Source organism: Bordetella tumbae (assembly GCF_054780995.1).
In genome coordinates, this window is record NZ_BAAGVG010000018.1 from 346,065 (window position 1) to 364,170 (window position 18,106).

Sequence of the window (18,106 nt, forward strand, 5' to 3'; positions counted from 1 at the left end):
GGCCATGTGGAATCTTTCTTTTTCGCCGCCGGTCGTCATCGAGGCTGAAGTCATCGCCTCTGTGCCGCAGGAGCTGCGTTTGCAGCGCCGTAGTGCGTGGGCGGACGCCAACAAGGCGGGACATATTGTCGACTGCTTTCTGGAGGGGCCTGTCTTTGACAAGACGGGAGCGCTATATGTGACCGATATTCCTCATGGCCGCATATTCCGGGTGGACGGTGCGGATAGCTGGCATCTCGTTGCCGAAACTGGCGGATGGCCGAATGGGCTGGCGCTGCATGACGATGGCAGCTTGTGGGTGGCAGACTACCGCAAAGGCATTCTGCGTTGCGATCCCGCGACCGGCGCTGTCACGACAGTGCTTGGCCACCGCAATAGCGAGTCGTTCAAGGGCGTCAACGACCTGGTGTTTGATCGCGAGGGACGGCTGTACTTTACTGATCAAGGTCAGACCGGTTTGCATGACCCTCAAGGCCGAGTCTATCGATACGACGAGCGTAGCGGGCGACTGGACCTGTTGCTCAGTAATGCGCCCAGTCCTAACGGCATCGCATTGGATGCTGCACAAAAGGTGTTGTTCGTCGCCGTGACGCGCGCCAATCAGGTGTGGCGGGCTCCGATTCTGGATGACGGTTCGATCAGCAAAATGGGCGCCTTCCAGACATTTTTCGGCACCAGCGGACCGGACGGACTGGCGACATTGCCAAGCGGCGAATTGCTGGTCGCACATGCGAGTCTAGGTGGTGTTTTTGTCCTGAACTCGCGTGGCGAGATTACGCATTATCTGAAAAGTCCGATCGACGGCAGCACCGTGACCAATATCGCCGTGTGCCCCGAGGGCAAGCGCGTGGTGTTCACGGAGTCTGCGTCGGGTTCGATTTTGCAGGCGGAGCTGCCATAGGGCGCTATAGCCTGGCTCTCGATCACGTTGGGCAGAGACGTTTATCGTACTTTTCTTGAATGGCCCGCAGTCGCTTCGACAACGGTGTTGAGGGTGTCTGCCGGAACGGCTGCGGTGACTTTCTCGTGATGTCTTACAACCGGGTGACGTCGATAATCGCCTGGGCGAATTCCTTGGGCGCTTCTTGAGGCAGGTTGTGCCCAATGCCGCCATTGACGTTGCGATGCTGGTATTTGCCGGTGAATTTTTTCGCATAGGCTGCCGGCTGTGGATGCGGGGCGCCGTTAGCGTCGCCTTCCATCGTGATTGATGGGATGGTGATGACCGGTCCCTTTGCGAGTTGTTGTTCCAGATCGTCGTAGCGCGATTCGCCTTGAGCCAGGCCCAAGCGCCAACGATAGTTATGAATCACGATGGCGACATGGTCAGGGTTCTGGAAAGACTGGGCCGTGCGGTCAAAGGTCGCATCGTCGAAATCCCAATGGGGCGAGGCGAGTTTCCAGATGAGCTTGTTGAACGAATCACGGTTTGCATCGTAGCCGGCTTGGCCGCGCTCGGTGGCAAAGTAGAACTGATACCACCACGCCAATTCTGCCTCGGGGGGCAGGGGAGCTTTGTTGGCGGTTTGGCTGCCGATCAGATAGCCGCTGACCGACACCATGCCGGTGAATCGCTTTGGCCACAGCGCCGCCATGATGTTGACGGTGCGTGCACCCCAGTCGAACCCACCCAGGACGGCGGACTCAATTTTCAATGCGTCCAGTAATCCAATCAGATCCAGCGCAAACACGGCCTGCTGGCCATTTCGGGCCGTATCCGCCGACAGGAACGTGGTCGAACCCGAGCCGCGCAGATAGGGCACGATGACACGATAGCCAGCAGCCACGAGCCGCGGAGTGACTTCGGCAAAGCTGTAAATGTCGTAAGGCCAGCCATGCACCAAGAGGGCAACGGGGCCATTTCGCGGACCGGTATCTACGTAGCCGATGTTCAGCGGCCCGACCTGGATCTGCTTGATCTCGTCGAACGTCGCGCTTGGGTGCCCCGCGGCTGCGCCGGCTTTGGCGGCATGTGTTTGGGCTTGGGCCAGACTGCTCATGGTCAGTTCCATGAGGCCCAGACCGGCCACGGTGGTCTGGATCAGGCGGCGACGGCGGATATTGATGGGCTCCGACATGACTTTCACTCCTCAAAAAGTTGGTAGGAGCATTGAAAGCCTTGGGTGTATCTGCCTTGTGTCGCGTCCGAATGGGCTGAGAAACGTTGAGTATCCGTGTAGAGAAACGGATACAGTGCGGTACATAGTCGCTGCGCAGCTTGTCCTCAGATGGAAATCCTAGCCAGTCAGAGGAAAGGGATCAGCCCCATATAGCGAGGGCGAGGTGGACATGGAATGCAGCCGGGAGGGCGGTCCATGTCCATTCATACTGATCGATAAGCCTTATTTTTTCAGGGCCTCGTCGGCGCATTGTGCATCGAGATGTCCACCGGGCGCGCCAGCCACGCCAATGGCGCCGATGACCTCGTCACCTTGCTTCAGCGGGACTCCGCCGCCTAGCAACAGGAATCCCGGGATATCTTTCAGATTGGCTGCACCAGGGTTTTTCTGGGAATTTTCCATCATGGCCAGCGTGGGTTGCTTGGCCGATGCAGAGGTAAAGGCTTTGGCGCGGCTGGCTTCAATAGTGTGAGGACCAGCTTTATCGGCGCGTGCAAAGGCTTGCAATTGGCCACTGCCATCGACGACTGCGGCGCTCACGGCGTAGCCTTTGGCCTGGCAGACGGCTACGGTGTCAGCGGCGAGTTTCTGGGCATCTGCGAGCGCGAGTTTGTGCGTGGTGACCACGGCAGCGCTAGCGGCTTGGGACAGCGCGGCGAGGCAGAGCAGGGCGAGGGTTTTGCGGATCATGGTGGTGTCCTTGGTCTGTGTAGTTACGACAAGGACAGTGTATTGAGATACGCTGTGCACCGGTATGCGCACGAGCACGCTCCGGTCTCCGTAGCACTACGGAGCCTCAGGCGAGCAAAGCGGCATACTGACGTATCAATTGCGCCAGAGATTGCGCTTCGAGCTTGGTGAAGACATTCGCTCGATAGGTCTCTACGGTGCGGGGCGACAGGCCCAGTTCGCGCGCGATCTGTTTATTGCTGACACCTTCGACGACACGCCGCAGGACTTCTTCTTCGCGGCCGGATAATGTGCCCAGGCGCTCTGTGGCCTCGAGCGTGGCTGCGAGTTTTTCGCGGCTGGCGATGTGTTGACGTACGGCAGCCTGTACGGCATCCAGAAACACATCGTCGTCCACCGGCTTTTGCAGGAATTCGACAGCGCCGGTTTTGAATGCCCGCCGGCACAGATCGACGTTGGCATGGCCCGTCAGGATGATAGTCGGCAGGTCAGAGTGAGCGACGACTTGTTCGAGCACCTGCAGGCCGCTGATGCTGGGCATACGGATATCGAGAACCAGACAGCCGATTGCGTATTGATGGCCTTGGGCGAGAAAGGCTTGCGGGTCGCCGAACCCCTCACTGCGCAGCCCGACGCTCGAGAGCAGCATCGACAGGCCATCGCGCACGGCCTCGTCATCATCCACGATATATACGAGCGGTGATTGATTCGAATAGTCGTCCATGGCGTAGTCGCGTGGCTGCCTTAACCGTGAGCCTCGTGTTTTTGAGGAGAGGCGGGGGTGTCCTCACTCTGGCGTTCAGAATACAGTGGGAGTGCCAGTGTCGCACAGACTCCGCCTGCTGCGTGATTCTCAAGGTGCAGGTGCGCATCCATCGTGCCGGCCAGGGTCTCGCATAGTGTCAGGCCTAGTCCCATGCCTTGAGCTCGGGTAGTGTAGAACGGCTCGAAGATTCTCGGTAACTTGTCGGCAGGTATGCCAGGGCCGTTGTCACGAACGATGAATTCATAGCGTGATTCGCGTACACGGCCACGAATATCCAGCAGGCGAGGCCCCGTTTGTGAAGCGAGCGCGTCTGCGGCATTTTGCACCAGATTGTGCAGAATCTGTTCCAGGGCGACCCGATCACCCAGCGCACGTACGTCGGGGGCGTCGTTAGTCCAGCTGATTCGTATGCCGGCTCGCGCCAGTTCACTTTCTCGTAAAAAGCGCAGCGAAGCGATCAGCTCATCCGGGTTCAGTACCGAGCGTTGAGCGGGTTCGCCATGGGCCATCAGGGCGCGCAGGCGTTCGAGTATCTCGGCTGCCCGACGCGCCTGACCGGCCGTCGCCTGCAGGGCTCGACGCACCTGGGGCTGCTCGTCGGGATCGTCCAGCAAACGCTGGGCGGCGCCGGTTTGTGCCAGGATGGCGGTCAACGGTTGATTGAGTTCATGCGCGATACCCGCCGCCATTTCTCCCAGGGTGTTGAGCCGCCCGATCGCGGCCAGGCGCGACTGCTCCCGTTCGCGCAAAGCATAGGCTCGCGCGCGTTGCCACAATGTCCATCCGGCAACAAGCGCTGCGCTGGCCAACGCCCAGGTGAGCCAGGCCGTCCATGGCCAGGACACTGGCGTCAAGACCTGGACAGTACGCAAGGTAAACGGCTGACTCGCCGCGCCTAGTGGTTTGCTGCGGTGTAGCACCAAGCCCGTTGGATTTTGCGGCAACGCTGAACCCAGTAGATGGAGCTGCCCAGCGGGCAATGATAGTTCGACGGCGTTGAGCGTATGAGGGATGTCTTCGCGCGCGAGCCATTTCTGCGCATTGAGCAGGATGCTCCACCCCGATGGGTCCACGAGCCAATAGGATGCGGCGGCCGTTGCTGGTAATACGACAGGGCGATTGACTTGGCGGGCCTGTGCCAAGGCATCCGACATCCCCATAGGTGACGGGGAACTGCCATGCCATGTGCCGTCATCCAGGCCGATGGCCTCTAGTTGTGGCAATGCCGGCTGTAGGCTGGGAAACAGACGCTCAGGAGCGGGAGGATGCGATAGCGCTGCCAAGGTCGCGAGCACGGCTTCGTGTTGCACGGCCTTTTGGCTGAGCATGCGGTGCACGATGCTCGTATCCTGGACGAACCGATCGCGCTGGCTGGCGTAGTCTTGCAAACCAATGCCGACGACGCCGAAAATGAGGAGCAGCAGCCATATCAGGATCGGCCGCATGAGAGATCGGGGCATAGTGCACAGCATTATGGCACTGGAATCCGGGTCTTACACTCCGTAGTGCTACGGAATGGCGGCGTCTCGACTAAGATGCTGTCCAGGAATTAATCAGCAGGAGTCTCGCGATGACCAGTCATATTTCACCGGTGCCGTTAGCAAAAGCCTCGCGCCTGCTTCATCATGGTCCTACGGTCCTCGTCTCGGCTCACCATGAGGGGGTGAGCAACGTCATGGCGGTAGGCTGGGCATGCGCATTGGATTTTGCGCCGCCCAAGCTGACTGTGGTCTTGGACAAGATCACCAAGACGCGCCAGTTGGTCGAGCAAAGCGGGATATTTGTGGTTCAGGTGCCGACGGTGCCGCAGCTGCGTCTGACTCATGAGGTCGGCAATCGCAGCCTGATCAGCGATCCCGACAAGCTGGCCGAGAGCGGCGTAGAACTCTTTCATATGGATGGCTACGGCGATTTGCCCTTTGTGCAGGGCTGTTCGGCATGGATGGCATGCAAGCTTATTTCCGAGCCTCATAATCAGCAGACCTACGATTTGTTCATCGGCGAGGTTGTGGGTGCCTGGGCGGATGACCGCGTATTCAAGGATGGCCATTGGCATTTTGAATCTGCAGACCCCGCATGGCGTAGTCTGCACTACATCGCGGGCGGGCAGTTCTATGCCACAGGAGAGTCCATGGTCTATGGTGAGGAGCCCTGACCGCCGTGGAGAATTATGTCTACGTGCTGGTCGTTGCGCTGATTGCCGGTGCGTTCAGTGGCGTGGTGGGCACGGGATCGTCTCTGATGCTGTTGCCGGTATTGGTGCAGTCGTATGGGCCGAAGGCCGCCATGCCGATCATGGCGATGGCAGCCATCATGGGCAATCTGTCGCGCGTCATGGTCTGGTTCAAACAGATCGACTGGCGGGCGACGTTTGCCTATGGTTTGCCTGGTATTCCCGCTGCAGCGTTGGGCGCCCATACACTGTTAGCCTTGCCTGCGTGGGTGATCGACGCGACTCTCGGGTTTTTCTTTTGGTGCATGATCCCTATTCGGCACAAGCTGCGGCAATTGCAGTACCAAATGTCGTTGTTTCAGTTGGGTGTATGCGGTGTCGTGATTGGCTTTTTGACGGGCTTGGTGCTTTCTACCGGGCCCTTGAGTATTCCCGCATTCACTGCCTACGGGCTTAGCGGCGGGGCATTTCTGGGAACAGATGGCGCAACGTCAGTGCTGCTGTATATCAGCAAAGTGAGTACGTTTTTCGCTCAGGATGCTTTGTCAATGCAAACGGCGCTTCAGGGTGTGTTGGTGGGGGCGGGCATCATGCTCGGGACCTTTGCCAGCAAACCGCTGGTGCTGCGGCTTTCGTCAAACGCCTTTGCCGTCATGGTCGACGTGCTGCTCTTCGTCTCGGGGGCTGCGCTGCTGTACAGTGCGTGGTCGCACGGGTAAAACCATGCGGCGGTCCTTGATCGGTATGTGGTGGTCGGCCAGCGAGTCAGAGGATAAGCTCCCGGGACGTAGGTTAGGCACACGAATGCCATCGACTAACGTCCCGAGGCGTTACGTGCCTTAATCCGTCGACAATACGCCGCGGCGCACTTGATCGCGTTCGATGGATTCAAACAGCGCTTTGAAGTTGCCCTCGCCAAAACCGCTATCGCCCTTGCGCTGGATGAACTCAAAGAACACCGGGCCTAGCAGGGTCTCGGAGAAAATCTGGAGCAGCAAACGACGCTCTCCGCCCTCGGACGTACCGTCGAGCAAGATGCCGCGCGATTGCAACTCTGTGGTGGGCTCGCCGTGTGCTGGCAGACGACCCTCCAGCATCTCGTAGTAGGTTTCAGGCGGTGCAGTCATGAACTTCGTGCCTTGGGCTTTCAATGCATCCCAAGTCTTGATCAGATCATCGGTCAGAAACGCTACGTGTTGGATGCCTTCGCCGTTGAACTGCATCAGGAATTCTTCGATCTGGCCGGCGCCCTTTGAGGATTCTTCGTTCAGAGGGATGCGGATCATGCCATCGGGTGCCGTCATGGCCTTTGAGGTCAGGCCGGTATATTCACCCTTGATGTCGAAATAGCGAATCTCGCGAAAATTGAAGAGTTTTTCGTAGAAGTCGGCCCAATACGCCATGCGGCCACGATAGACGTTATGGGTCAGGTGATCGATGATCTTCAGGCCCGCGCCCACAGGGTGACGGTCCACGCCGTCGATGAATACGAAATCGATGTCGTAGATCGACGAGCCTTCGTCGAAACGGTCGATCAGGTAGAGCGGCGCGCCACCAATGCCCTTGATGGCAGGCAGGCGCAGTTCCATGAAACCGGTATGAATCTCGACCGGTTGCGCACCGAGTTCCAGGGCGCGCTGATGAGCTTCTTGCGCATTGCGCACGCGAAACGCCAGGCCGCATACAGAGGGGCCGTGCTCGGCCGCGAAGTACGCTGCGGGGCTCTGGGGCTCGTTATTGACGATGGCGTTGATGCCGCCTTGGCGAAACAGAGAGACGGCCTTGGAACGATGGTTCGCGACTTTGGTGAACCCCATGCTTTCGAGCACCGGCTCGATGACGTTGGGCGTGGGCGAGGCGAACTCAATGAACTCAAAACCCATGAGGCCCATGGGATTGTCGAAAAGGTCTGCCATTTTCTGGCTCCTGAATGTGCAAATGGTGAATGTGAAGCTTGCGAAGCAGCCAATTCACATTGGGGGCGCACAGGGGCGGCCCCGCACGCTGCGTGCCAGGTAGTCGCCAATCAGGAGTTGAAAACCCAGAATTTTCATAATGGTAGGGTCAGACGGGGTTGCCGCAGAGTTTCTTTGCTCTCGAACGGAAGAAACGCTGCTCTTCAGAGCATGGCATGCATGATCCCGCGGCGTCAAGCTAGCTCACCTGCTCAGGTGTATCTGACTATACTCCACCTGTGTTATCTCCACTATCCGGTATCGTCTTTGTACCTTGCCCTGTGCCTGATGCCGCTTCAGATTTATTACTTATCTAAGAAAATTTCCAGTCCATGACTAGCAGCAATCCTCAACCCCAAGCCGTTACCTGTCCTCTCACACGTAGTGCGATTTTCCTTGTTGCGACGTTGGGTGAGGACAGTCAAGCCGACAAGATCCGTGCCTTGTGCGGGAATCTCGCCGCGTTGGTGCGTTCCGTAGGCAAGCGCGTGCCAGATGGCAAATTGTCCTGTGTGCTGGGATTCAGCGCGCATGCCTGGGACACCTTGTTTGGTCATCCGCGTCCAGCACACCTGCATCCATTTCGTGAGTTTCACGCCGACAATCGCCATGCACCCGCGACGCCAGGAGATCTGCTGTTCCATATTCGCGCCGAGCAGATGGATTTGTGCTTCGAGCTGGAGACGCAGATTCTCAATCAGTTGGACGCGGCGGTGACCGTGGTAGATGAAGTCCAGGGCTTCCGCTATTTCGATATGCGCAGCATGGTGGGCTTTGTCGACGGCACCGAAAATCCAGAAGGCCAGGACGCCGTGGATTTTGCTTTGATCGGTGATGAAGATCCCGAGTTTGCCAATGGCAGCTATGTCCTCGTGCAGAAATACCTGCATGACATGGCAGGCTGGAATGCACTGCCTGTTGAGACTCAGGAACGCATTATCGGGCGCACCAAGCTATCGGATATCGAATTGGACGACTCGGTCAAGCCCTCGTCGTCTCATAGTTCACTGACCACGCTGACCGAGAACGGTGAAGAAGTCAAAATCTTGCGCGAAAACATGCCGTTCGGGCGGCCTGGCGCAGGCGAGTTTGGCACTTACTTTATTGGATATGCCAAATCCCCAGCCCCTATTGAGCAAATGTTGGAGAACATGATTGTCGGCCGGCCTGTAGGTAATTACGACCGTCTGCTGGACTTCAGCCGCGCTGTCACGGGCGGGTTGTTCTTTGTGCCCTCGGCAGCACTGTTGGAGGAATTGGAGGAGCGGCAAAAATAAAGGAGACGAACCGTCGTCTCCTTTATGACTGATCCCGTCGTTGTTGACGGGGTGGGTATTTGCACGTTTTGCTGTTACTTCATTGGATAGGCCAAGTCATCCGCCAACAGCGCGATGCAACACGCAGCCGAAGCCTGTACTGCCCGCGCGGGATCTGTCGCCAGGGTCAACGCTTGTGCGGCGGCTTGGGCCTGTTCGGCGCCGTAGTGGCTTTGCACCCAATTTACCAACAGCGCCGATAATGGCAGGCGCTCGGTGAGCGCCTGCGGCGCCAAGCGTTCAATGGCTTGCTGTGCGGCGTCGCTCCCGGTGATAGCGGCCAGCGCATCTGAACAACCCTCGGAGAATACGACTTCGTACAGTGAATCTATGTGTGCCTGCATGCGCGAGGTATGGATTTGCAGGCCCTCTGCGCTGTGCCGCAGCGCGGCCGCAGCGGCATAGACGTGACGCCATAGCGGCGCCCACATGGACAGCTCTGCCTGCCATTCTCCCATAGCCCGTTCGTGAGCCTGAGGCATTGCCGAAAGCAGATTTGCGGCGAGGCCTGGCACGGGCTGTGTTTGTGCAATGGCCTGCATGCAATAGACGGCATTGCGTTTATGCGGCATCGCACTGGACGTTCTGCCGCGAGGAGCTTCGGTCAGCTCTCCCACCTCGAACTGCGACATCAACGACCAGTCTTTCGCGAGCTTTGCCAGGCTGCCTGCGCAGACTGCCGCCTCCATGGCGAGTCGCATCCAGGTGTCGCGTTGGGTGTGCCAACTATGGCCGCAAGCCGTCAAGCCGAGTTCGGAGGCGAGTTCACGTTCCACGCGCAGGCCTTGCTCGCCTAACGTAGCGCGATTGCCTACAGCCCCGCCCAGTTGCACACACAGCGCGTGCTCGGACAGAACGCGTAGTTGTTCGATGCTGCGCTGTATGGCGCAGGCAGATTGCGCACATTTCAATCCGAAACTTGTGACTTGAGCTGGTTGCAGCAGGCTGCGCGCCAGAATCGGCGTGTGTGCATGGTTGCGAGCCAACGTGCACAAGGCAGCATGTAACCCGGTCAATTCCTGCAACAGCGCTGACACTGCTGTCTTGGTCAATAGGGCATGTGCCGTGTCGACGGCGTCCTGAGTTGTGGTGCCCCAATGCAAATAGGGCAAAGCATCCTTGGCATGCTGCGCCAAGAATGCCCGTAACGGGGCCACCAACCCTATGCCGAGTGCGCCCGTACGCTGTGCTCGTTCGATGAAGGCCGCGCGCTCCAGTTCGACATTGGCACATGCGTGAGAAATGGCCGCTGCCGCGCTGGTGGGAATGAGCCCGCAAGCCGCCTGTGCGTTGGCCAGCCCTGATTCAAAACGCAGCAGCGCATCGAACCACTGTGTATCCGTGAACAGTGCAGCGCTGCCGCTCGGGGTCAGACTTTCGTCGATCAGGGAAACCATCATGACAGGCTGACCCGCGGTCATACGGTGGCGCCAGAGGTGGTCACGACCTTGCCCCACTTGCGGCTTTCTTCCTGGATTTTTGCGCTGTATTCTTTTGCATTGCCCAGCAGCGGTTCGGCCCCTTCGACTTCGAGTTTGGATTGGAACCCGGGTTCGGCGGCGACTTTCAGGATTTCCGCTTCCAGCTGGCGTACTGTCTCGGCCGGTATGGTTTTAGGAGCCAATATCCCGTAGGTCAGGGTACTGTCGAAGTCCTTCAGCGCAGGAACACCCGATTCGGTCATGGTTGGAACGTCGGGCAGCAGTGCCATGCGTTTGGTGCTGGTGATGGCCAAGGCGCGCAGCTTTCCCGATTTGATCATGGGCATGGCAGCCGGAATCACGCTGAAGCTAAAGTCCACCAAGCCAGCTGCTACATCGGCGACTGCTGGTGCTGTGCCTTTGTAGGGGACATGTACGGCTTGCGCGCCCAGTGTCTGCAGGAACATTTCCCCAGTCAGATGGCCGCCCGTGCCGTTGCCGCTGGATGCATAATCCATATCGGAGTCTTTGCTCGATAGGGCCTTGGCCAACTCTGCGACGCTCTGAATAGGGGAACTGGCCGGTACAACCAGCAACAGCGCCGAGGAGGCAAACATCGCGACCGGCTGCAAATCGGTCGACGCATTAAACTTCAGGTTCTTGTACAGCGCCGGGTTGATAGAGATGGTGCCGGTATGCCCGAGCAAAAAAGTATTGCTTTGCGCGGATGCGCGCACGACCTGCTCGGTACCCAAGTTTCCGCCCGCGCCGGGTTTGTTTTCGACGATCACATCGCGCTTGAATGTCTCGGTCAGACCATGCGCCAGCTGCCGTGCAAGTACATCGTTCCCGCCGCCCGGCGAAAAGGGGACAATGATACGCATGACGGGGTTGCTTTGGGCCCAGGCGGGCGTCAAGGAGACGACCGTCAGCCCTAATGCCGTCGCCAGCGCGTGGCGACGGGAAGGGGAACGCAGGATAGGCGGGTGCATGGTGTCTCCTGGATTGGAATAGTTGGATTCACGGGTATTGTCGCTGTTAAGGGCTACCCGAATACAGTACGTGTTGCTTTCATCAATTAAAAGAAAATGCAGGCTTATGGATATCCGTTACCTACATAATTTTCTGAAAGTCGTCGACCTGGGCTCCATGTCCGAGGCCGCTCGTCAGTTGGACGTGAGCCCTGCTGCGATCGCACAACAGATGCGTACGCTTGAGCGCGAACTAGGAGCGTCGCTATTGGTGCGGCAGGGGCGCAGTGTGCAACCGACCGCCGCTGGGCAGCGCCTGCTGGAGCGGGGCCGCATCTTGGTGCAGGATGCCGATGCCTTGCGAGATTGGGTTGCGACCGACGAGGACGAGGGCGAATTGCGGCTGGGGACGGTCAATACGGCATTACATAGTTTCCTGCCCGATATTTTGCAGTCCTTTGCCGAGCATTATCCAGGTGTACGAATTGCACTGCGCAGTGCGATTACGCCTGCCTTGTATGGGGCGCTGACGCAATTCGAACTCGACGCGGCCTTGTGTTTGAAGTTGCCTTTTGAGCTGCCCAAGACGGTGTGCTGGGCGTCTCTGCGTCAAGAACCGCTGGTCGTGTTGGCGCACGTGCGCGACGCACAGCGTGATCCATTGGAATTACTGCGTACCGAGCCGTTGGTGCGTTACGACCGGCAATTGGCCGGTGGCAGTTTGGCTGATCGCTATTTGCAAGCTCAACGAATACAACCGCATGAGCGGGTAGAGCTGAACTCCATTATGGCCATCGCGCTACTGGTGCAACGCGGGTTGGGTGTGGGCTTGGTGCCTGATATTGGCCGGGGCCTGGAGGGGCCTGATTTGTGCAAATTGGCCGTCCCTGCGGTATCGGTGCCAGAGGATGGGCCGCCGTTGCCAGCACGTGAGCTGGGGTTGTTGTGGCGTCATCAGTCTCCACGGGGACATTGGGTGCAGACGCTGTTGCGGTGCGCGCGGGAAGTGATTGAGGCTTGACGCGTCAATTGACTCAGCCGATCTGTTAATGACGGTCTTTCCTGCTGATAAGTCATCGCAATAAAAAAATGCCCCACGCTGCGCCTCCGGCTTGCTGCCCCCTAAGGGGGCGTTTTTGTTTTGGGACGGCCGGCAAGAAAAAATGCCCCCACGCTGCGCCTGCGGCTTGCTGCCCCCAAGGGGGCGTTTTTGCCTTGGGACGGCCCGGCGGCAAAAAAAACGCGCCGGGATAACTCGGCGCGCTTTTTTTAGTGCAACATCAACGTGTGTCAGCGAACCGGCTGCGGCTTCGCGCCCACTTCCTCACGCACCTTTGCCACCTGATCTGCCGTCACTGCAGGTGCTTTATTGCCCCAGTTGGAGCGTACAAAGGTGAGCACCGAGGCGACTTCTTTATCGGTCAAGCGCCAATCAAACGCCGGCATGCCGTACTGCGTCGGCGCAGCAGTCGTACCCGGCAATTGCGCGCCCTTGAGCACGATGTGGATCAAGGAGGTCGGATCCTCCGAGTTCACGGTCGAGCTCAGTGCCAACTGCGGGAAGGTTTGCTCGTAACCCTTGCCGGTCGTACGGTGGCAGGCTGCGCAGTTGTTCAAGAAGTCCAGTGCACCTTCGCTGTTGGCTTTGCCGGAACGGAACGCCACGGAGGCGGTCTCGTCATAGGCCAAGGCTTGCGTCGCGTCCTTGTTCAACGGTGAGAGTGTTTTCAGGTAGGCCGCGATGGCGTTCAGATCGGCATCGTTCAGATGCTGGGTACTGTCGGCCACAACTTGTGACATGCCGCCAAACGTCGCAGAGTGCTTGTTCATGCCTCCCTTGAGAAAGGCGACGATGTCTTCTTTGGACCAACTGCCCAGACCGTCCGTGGCGTCGCCACGCAAGTTCTTGGCCAACCAGCCCTCGACGACGCCGCCCGACAGGAACTCCGACCCATCGGCGTCGGTGAGAGCCTTTTCCTGCAAGGCTACGCCACGCGGCGTGTGGCAGGTGCTGCAATGGCCCAGGCCTTCGACCAGGTATTTGCCGCGTAGAACTTCAGCCTGTCCTGCCTCGGTGGAAGCGCTTGCGGGTGCAGCGGCAGCTTCGACGGGATCCGGCGAGAACATCCAACGCCAGATGCCCAGGGGCCAACGCATGGATAGCGGCCAGACGATGTCGGTGTCTTTGTTGGCTTGGTTGACGGGCTCTACGCCATGCATGAAATACGCGTACAGAGCCTTTACATCATCCGGTGAGACTTTTGCGTAGGCGGTGTAAGGCATGGCCGGATACAGCGAGTGGCCGTCTTTTGCAACGCCGTGACGGACGGCCTGGTCGAAGTCTTCCAGCGTGTATTCACCGATACCGGTTTCCTTATCGGGTGTGATGTTGGTGGAATAGATCATTCCCAACGGAGAGTCGATGCCCAGACCGCCTGCAAAGGGTTTGCCGCCCTGTGCGGTGTGGCAGGCAATACAGTCGCCTGCGCGCGAGAGGTATTCACCTTGCTTGATGAGCTGTTGATCCGCCGTATCGGCGGCCCATGCGGAGCTGGCTGCCAGAGCAAGCAAGGCGGTGAGGGTGTGTTTAAGCATATTCATCTTCACCATCCTCTTATGCCTGCACCAAGGGGCGGCCCTGGTTCTTCATGTACTGTTCGCGGATGGCCTTGAGAGACCAATAGGCCAGTGCGCCAACCAGACCCGTCGGGTTGTAGCCCATGTTGTAGGGGAACGTGCTCGCGCCCATGACGAACAGGTTGGGCACATCCCAGCTTTGCAGATAGCGGTTGAGCACGCTGTCTTGCGGACTGGTGCCCATGATGGTTCCGCCGGTCAAATGAGTACTTTGATAGACACGAGTATCCCAGTGCGAGCCGGGCTTGCGCACGCTGACCACGTACTTCTCCGGATTCATGGCCTTGGCGACTTTTTCGACCTGACTGCCGACATAGTCGAGCATCTTGTACTCGTTGTCGTGCCAATCGAAGGTCATGCGCAGCAGCGGCAGGCCGTGCGAATCCTTGTAGGTCGGGTCCAGCGACATGTAGGCGTCGCGGTACGGCATTACCGAACCAGACATGCCGATGTTGAATGAACGCTGATAGGCGTCTGCCATGCCCGCTTTCCAGCCCGAGCCCCACGTGGGCGAGCCTGGCAGGGGCGATGCCTGCTTGATGGGCCGGCCACCGGTAGTGGCTTGGCGGACAACGGCGCCGCCGATAAAGCCCAGTGGTGCATGATCGAATTGATCGGCATTCAGGTCATCAAAAGCCCAGGCACTGGCGCCTGCGCCTTCGAAGGGATTGAAGTAGTTCCCCTTGGGCATGATGATGCGGATGCCGCCATTCATTTGATAGGCGAGGTTCTTGCCCACGACGCCCTCGCCCGTTGCCGGGTCGTAGGGAGTACCGATACCCGAGAGCAACATCAAGCGCGTGTTGTGTGTCTGGAACGCACACAGAATGACCAGATCGGCGGGCTGTTCGACTTCGCGGCCTTGTGCATCAACATAGGTGACGCCGGTGGCCATCTTGCCGGATTTGTCTACGTTAACCTTGGTCACGTAGGCATTCGTGCGCAATTCGAAATTGGATTTTTTTAACAGTACCGGCAGGATCGTTGTCTGTGGCGATGCCTTCGAGTACATGAAGCAGCCGTAGTTTTCGCAGAAGCCGCAGAAATTACAGGGGCCCAGGCGCACGCCGTACGGATTGGTGTAGGGACCGGATGCGTTGGAGGCCGGTGCGGCAAAGGGGTGGTAACCGACGTCGCGCGCGGCTTTTTCAAAAAGCGACTGCGCGTAGGTCTGTTGCAGCGGCGGCAGCGGAAATTCGTCCGTGCGCGCGCCTTCCAGCGGATTGCCGCTTTCCTGGATCTTGCCGTTGATGTTGCCGGCTTTGCCCGAAGTGCCGCAGACTTTTTCGAAGAAGTCGTAGTGAGGTTCCAGGTCTTCGTAAGTGACGCCGTGGTCTTGCAGCGTCATGTCTTTCGGGATGAAGTCCTTACCGTAGCGCTCTTCGGTGCGAGTGCGCAGGACGAGTTCTTCCGGCAGGTTGCGATAGTGCATGCCGTTCCAATGGAAGCCTGCGCCGCCTACGCCATTGCCCAACAGAAACGAGCCGTGTTGGCGATACGGCACTGCGGTTTCGCCGAGGCTGTGGCGGATGGTCACGGTCTCCTTGGACAGATCCTGGAACAGCTTGCCGCGCACTGAATACGCCAGTTCGTCCAAGACTTTCGGATACTCCGCATCATTGGGCGTGTCTTGCATGGGGCCGCGTTCCAGAGCCAGCACTTTCAGGCCGTCATTGGTGAGCTCTTGGCCCATGATGGCGCCAGTCCAGCCGAAACCGACCAGCACCACGTCAACTTTTTCTTTTTTGATGGATGCCATGGTGTTAAGCCTTTTCGCCAGAGATAGAAACCGGGCCGTACGGATACTTCACATTGCCCTGGGCAGGCCAGTCCATGAATTCGCCGCGTGCGCCGGGGAAGCCGATCATCTTCCAGCCCACCATGCCTTTGTTGCCACCATACTGAGGATCGGCGAAAAAGCCCTCCTTGGTATTGGCCCACAAGAAACTGAAGAAAGTCTTGGCGGGGACTTTCTCAAATTTGATCTTGCCGGTTTCCAGGTCTTTGAGGACTTGTTCCTGCGCGGTTTTATCCAGACTGGCGTAGGCTTTGCCGAATTGTTTTTGGCAATACTCGTTACAGGACGCGATGCCGTGACGGTACATATCGCGTGGCGGCACATTCAACTGGTAGCCATAGGTGGGGTCCACATCGGGATGAAACGGGCCTTGCATGTACCAGAGCTTGCCGTGACCGAATGGGGTCTCCATCTGGCGGTCGATGAACTCGGGTACCCCTGCCGCAATTGCACCGGGGCCGAGATCATCTGCCGGGATCAGGTGATCCACTGCGGCGTTGATGAACGCCCACTCGTCTTGAGTGAAATAGGTGGGGCTGTATGCCTTTTTAGCTGAGCCGCTTTCGGCTTCGCTGGCCTGTGCCGTTTGCGTGACGGCGACGCTGCTGGCTAACGTGGACGCGGGAACAAGCGCAATAGCCTGCTGCAGGAATCGTCTGCGAGGCCGGATTTCTTCTGTCATTGAGACTCTCCGATGTTTACGTCAGCTGTCTCGATCAGGCGGAGAACATGCATTGTTGAAAACACGGCTACGAGCTTGAGACAGCATCAGGAATGGCAAGTGACCATTTCCTCTTTTGGCAATAGAGGACACTGATTTTTTTATTATGCGCCCTCACTGCAACTTTAAATTGCAATCCTGAGTCGATTGCTGGGATTTCAGGACTTCGTAAAGTTATGTCTGTAAAGTCGGAAAAACCCGATGTTGTATGGCGTTTTCTTTACCGTGAATCCCGGCTATGACGCCGCAGGTTTGGACTGATTTCCAACCGTTCCACTGAGCTGCCGCAATGTCAGCGTAATATTCCGGCTGGACACATCTACCAAGTCCTTTTCGGATGGATTGCTACTGATATGCGTCGCTTCTCGTTCTTACTCGACGGCAGGCGTTGGCGTCGGCTGATGCGCGTTTTTTGGAGCGGTGTACTCCTTATAACCGTGGCGGGGTGCGCCATTCAGGGTGTTAAACCCACACCGCGTAGTACCAGCGACGTAAACGCTGATCTTCTACGAATGCTGCCGGCTCAAGTATCGGACCGGGAAGGGTGGGCACGGGATATCGCCGTTTCCTTTACCGCGCAAGGACTTGATGCGAGCCAAGAAAATCTGTGCGCCGTCGTGGCGGTGACGGCCCAAGAATCCACGTTTCAGGCGGACCCCGCCGTGCCGGATCTGCCCAATATCGCCAAGCGGGAAATCGAGCGCCGTACGCAAGCCATGCATCTGCCCGATTTTCTGGTCAACGCGGCGTTAGGGCTGAAGTCGCCAACGGGAAAAACGTACAAACAGCGGCTCGATACGGTACGCACCGAAAAGCAACTGAGCGAAATTTTTGACGATTTCATTGGCATGGTTCCGATGGGCCGCCAACTGTTTGGCGGTCTGAACCCCGTGCACACGGGTGGGCCCATGCAGGTAAGCATCGAGTTTGCGCAGACGCATGCACAGGATTACCCCTACACCGTTGACGACTCAATTCGACGCGAGGTATTTACCCGGCGTGGGGGAATGTATTTCGGAATCGCCCATCTGTTGGGATACCCCGCGCATTACGACTCGGTGCTGTACCGCTTTGCGGATTTCAATGCGGGATGGTATGCCAGCCGGAACGCTGCTTTCCAAGCGGCGGTGAGCCGATTGTCGGGAATTGACCTGGCGTTGGATGGGGATCTTTTGATACGCGGCGCCATTGATCCGAGCCAAACCGAACGTGCGGTACGCGCGATCAGACGTCAGCTGGATATCAACGAAACCCGGATTCGCCCCGAGCTCGAAAAAGGCGATAGCTTGGAATTCGAAGAAACTGCTCTCTATGAGCGGGTTTTCGAGATGGCAGATCGGGATGCCGGCAAACCCCTGCCGCGCGCGGTGTTGCCGGGCATCAAGTTGGAAAGCCCAAAAATCACTCGAAACTTGACCACCGCGTGGTTTGCCAATCGCGTTTACGAGCGCTGGCAGCAATGTATGTCTCGCGTCGCACCTAATTCGTAAAGAGACGAGAAAACATCGGGTATAAAGAGGGTGTCGGCCGGGGGCAGG

15 protein-coding genes and 1 pseudogene are annotated in these 18,106 nt (G+C 58.2%); 6 read left to right on the forward strand and 10 right to left on the reverse strand.

Going from position 1 to position 18,106, the window contains the following annotated elements; all coding sequences use genetic code 11:
• Positions 1-4 precede the first annotated feature (4 nt).
• Positions 5-901: an SMP-30/gluconolactonase/LRE family protein gene (locus ACYVI2_RS16460; protein ID WP_415815508.1), complete on the forward strand. Its 897-nt coding sequence runs from the start codon at positions 5-7 to the stop codon at positions 899-901.
• Positions 902-1,034: 133 nt separating this feature from the next.
• Here ACYVI2_RS16460 and ACYVI2_RS16465 read toward each other — a convergent pair whose 3' ends face one another.
• The 4 genes from ACYVI2_RS16465 to ACYVI2_RS16480 form a co-directional block, all read right to left on the reverse strand.
• Entirely contained in the window at positions 1,035-2,078 is a 1,044-nt protein-coding gene (locus ACYVI2_RS16465; protein ID WP_415815510.1) for an alpha/beta fold hydrolase, read from the reverse strand.
• Between the two features lie 264 nt (positions 2,079-2,342).
• Positions 2,343-2,810 (reverse strand): GlcG/HbpS family heme-binding protein, encoded by a 468-nt coding sequence (locus tag ACYVI2_RS16470; RefSeq protein ID WP_415815512.1) that lies wholly within the window; start codon positions 2,808-2,810, stop codon positions 2,343-2,345.
• Positions 2,811-2,916: 106 nt separating this feature from the next.
• Entirely contained in the window at positions 2,917-3,534 is a 618-nt protein-coding gene (locus ACYVI2_RS16475) for a response regulator transcription factor (protein WP_094819565.1), read from the reverse strand.
• Between the two features lie 20 nt (positions 3,535-3,554).
• Positions 3,555-5,036 (reverse strand): sensor histidine kinase, encoded by a 1,482-nt coding sequence (locus tag ACYVI2_RS16480; RefSeq protein WP_415815515.1) that lies wholly within the window; start codon positions 5,034-5,036, stop codon positions 3,555-3,557.
• A 110-nt stretch (positions 5,037-5,146) separates the two neighbouring features.
• Between ACYVI2_RS16480 and ACYVI2_RS16485 the strand changes: the two genes are divergently transcribed.
• Both ACYVI2_RS16485 and ACYVI2_RS16490 read left to right on the forward strand, forming a co-directional pair.
• Positions 5,147-5,731: a flavin reductase family protein gene (locus tag ACYVI2_RS16485; RefSeq protein WP_415815517.1), complete on the forward strand. Its 585-nt coding sequence runs from the start codon at positions 5,147-5,149 to the stop codon at positions 5,729-5,731.
• Between the two features lie 5 nt (positions 5,732-5,736).
• Entirely contained in the window at positions 5,737-6,468 is a 732-nt protein-coding gene (locus tag ACYVI2_RS16490; RefSeq protein WP_415815519.1) for a sulfite exporter TauE/SafE family protein, read from the forward strand.
• A gap of 120 nt (positions 6,469-6,588) precedes the next feature.
• Here the strand turns inward: ACYVI2_RS16490 and hppD are convergent, their stop codons facing one another.
• The gene (gene hppD / locus ACYVI2_RS16495) at positions 6,589-7,665 is read right to left on the reverse strand and encodes a 4-hydroxyphenylpyruvate dioxygenase (protein WP_415815521.1); all 1,077 of its coding nucleotides are present in this window, start codon (positions 7,663-7,665) and stop codon (positions 6,589-6,591) included.
• Between the two features lie 371 nt (positions 7,666-8,036).
• Between hppD and ACYVI2_RS16500 the strand changes: the two are divergent.
• Positions 8,037-8,972 (forward strand): annotated as a pseudogene (locus tag ACYVI2_RS16500) (Dyp-type peroxidase); the annotation flags it as partial.
• An 83-nt stretch (positions 8,973-9,055) separates the two neighbouring features.
• On the opposite strand, the gene ACYVI2_RS16505 reads toward ACYVI2_RS16500, so the two are convergent.
• Together ACYVI2_RS16505 and ACYVI2_RS16510 are read right to left on the reverse strand one after the other, a co-directional pair.
• Positions 9,056-10,441 (reverse strand): lyase family protein, encoded by a 1,386-nt coding sequence (locus tag ACYVI2_RS16505; protein WP_415815523.1) that lies wholly within the window; start codon positions 10,439-10,441, stop codon positions 9,056-9,058.
• Complete coding sequence (locus ACYVI2_RS16510; protein WP_415815525.1) at positions 10,438-11,433, reverse strand: Bug family tripartite tricarboxylate transporter substrate binding protein; 996 nt, start codon at positions 11,431-11,433, stop codon at positions 10,438-10,440. Before ACYVI2_RS16510 ends, ACYVI2_RS16505 begins: the two co-directional genes overlap by 4 nt.
• A 106-nt stretch (positions 11,434-11,539) precedes the next feature.
• Between ACYVI2_RS16510 and ACYVI2_RS16515 the strand changes: the two genes are divergently transcribed.
• On the forward strand, positions 11,540-12,433 hold the full coding sequence (locus ACYVI2_RS16515; protein WP_415815527.1) for a LysR family transcriptional regulator: 894 nt from the start codon (positions 11,540-11,542) through the stop codon (positions 12,431-12,433).
• Positions 12,434-12,702: 269 nt separating this feature from the next.
• On the opposite strand, the gene ACYVI2_RS16520 is transcribed toward ACYVI2_RS16515, so the two are convergent.
• From ACYVI2_RS16520 to ACYVI2_RS16530, 3 genes are read right to left on the reverse strand one after another with little or no spacing between them, the layout of a single operon-like run.
• Positions 12,703-14,007 carry a c-type cytochrome gene (locus ACYVI2_RS16520; RefSeq protein ID WP_415816479.1) on the reverse strand — a complete coding sequence of 435 codons (1,305 nt, stop codon included), beginning with the start codon at positions 14,005-14,007 and terminating at the stop codon, positions 12,703-12,705.
• A gap of 19 nt (positions 14,008-14,026) precedes the next feature.
• Complete coding sequence (locus ACYVI2_RS16525; RefSeq protein ID WP_415815529.1) at positions 14,027-15,808, reverse strand: GMC family oxidoreductase; 1,782 nt, start codon at positions 15,806-15,808, stop codon at positions 14,027-14,029.
• 4 nt (positions 15,809-15,812) lie between these two features.
• Positions 15,813-16,529 (reverse strand): gluconate 2-dehydrogenase subunit 3 family protein, encoded by a 717-nt coding sequence (locus tag ACYVI2_RS16530; RefSeq protein WP_415815531.1) that lies wholly within the window; start codon positions 16,527-16,529, stop codon positions 15,813-15,815.
• Between the two features lie 551 nt (positions 16,530-17,080).
• Between ACYVI2_RS16530 and ACYVI2_RS16535 the strand changes: the two genes are divergently transcribed.
• The gene (locus ACYVI2_RS16535) at positions 17,081-18,058 is read left to right on the forward strand and encodes a DUF1615 domain-containing protein (RefSeq protein WP_415815533.1); all 978 of its coding nucleotides are present in this window, start codon (positions 17,081-17,083) and stop codon (positions 18,056-18,058) included.
• The last annotated feature ends 48 nt before the right edge of the window (positions 18,059-18,106 follow it).